Raw genomic sequence first — 1,431 nt, 5'->3', positions numbered from 1 at the left:
TAATGCCAGTCAGTTAAGAGCTGACTGGCATTTTCTTTTGTAAGGATACTTATTTGGTTTCCTTCTTATCACCCTTGGATAATGCCTGTCTGGTAGCCTATCGGGTAAGATAAACAACCTAAGTGTTTTCAGTAACTCATCATAATGAACAGGTAACTTACTTGCACTATGTATTGGCGTAAACATGAAGAAAGCGATTACCTGCCGCATAGATTGGCTAAAGCTTAATTGAGTAGGCAAGATATCTTCTTCTTTAGTTGCATCAAGCATGATTATGCGTATTAAGTTGTAAGCGAGTAGTAACCCCCATAACTCTTGGCGTACCATGTCTGGCTTCCTACTACGTAATGTATGTTTGCTGTGATTCAATCCCTGCTTTATTTCTCTAAACGCCAGCTCAATTTCCCAGCGTTGTGTATAAACCTCTATTAATTCGTCATGCGGAAATCGTAAAGGGTCAATAAGCGAACTCAGAACACGATAGCTTTTTCCATCAGCTTTATAAGTAGTTAATCTTGCCGTTATGGTATCTGGCAATGACTCAAACTTCTTTCTCGCCTGAAGGCTTGTAGATAAGGTAACAATCTTATCATTGTCACTGATACTGTGTTCAACTTGATACTGTAAATCCTTCCTTGCTGGCAACATCCAGTGAGAGTTTTTTCCTTGGCTTTGCCATTGATAAAGTAGCCCTAATGAATAATAACCACGGTCAAACAAGGTCAGAGAGTTATCCGGTACGGCTGGTAATAGACGTTGAGCTAAGCTCATTTCGCCTACACAACGGGCATCAAAACTACTGTCTAACAATAAGTGGCTAGATACTTCCATTAAGCTACACATTCGAATTTGTGGATAGCTGACTTCTCCATGCTGATTACTGTCACTGCCAAACTTTTCTCGGTTTTCTTGATTATCATGAGTTCGGAAGCTAACGCCATCCACTGCAAGTAAATTAAGTCCACACCACTGCTCAAAAGGCTGGGTGGCAAACACTTTATGTGAAAGTAATTGAAATGTTTGTTGGACTGCTTCGTAACCCAACCTTTGGCGACCTTGCACGAGCGCACTCGGCGCTACTAATTTGTTTTTTCCAGGCAAGGATATGTCGAGTCTGTTAGCAATATCCCACACAGTTTCGTTTCGGAATAAACTCATTCCAATTACAGACCACATAATAGCTTCTAGCGGTAACCGCCTTCTGCGAACAGTGGCAACTCCCGCATGTTCAAATGCTTGTTCAAGAATATCAGGGTCAAGAACCTGCTTAAGTTTGTCGAGTGTATGTACATCATCTAAAAAGGAGGACATATCATCGAAGTGTTGAATTAGAGACATAAAAAAATCCGATACTATTTCTAATATCGGATTGTGAAGCTATGAAAAGATCAGTCAAGTGATCATAAAAATATGCTTAACTGATCTGCATTA

At 40.2% G+C, this 1,431-nt stretch carries 1 protein-coding gene; it reads right to left on the bottom strand.

Annotated elements, in window-relative coordinates:
* Positions 1–9: 9 nt before the first annotated feature.
* On the bottom strand, positions 10–1,338 hold the full coding sequence (locus tag LPA49_RS22115; protein WP_230237774.1) for an IS4 family transposase: 1,329 nt from the start codon (positions 1,336–1,338) through the stop codon (positions 10–12).
* Between the last annotated feature and the right edge of the window lie 93 nt (positions 1,339–1,431).

The sequence above is a fragment of the Pseudoalteromonas sp. MB41 genome (assembly GCF_020966275.1).
GTDB classification, from domain to species: domain Bacteria; phylum Pseudomonadota; class Gammaproteobacteria; order Enterobacterales; family Alteromonadaceae; genus Pseudoalteromonas; species Pseudoalteromonas lipolytica.
The sequence above is the reverse complement of the archived record's forward strand: the minus strand, read 5'-3'. Positions and strand labels throughout refer to the sequence as shown.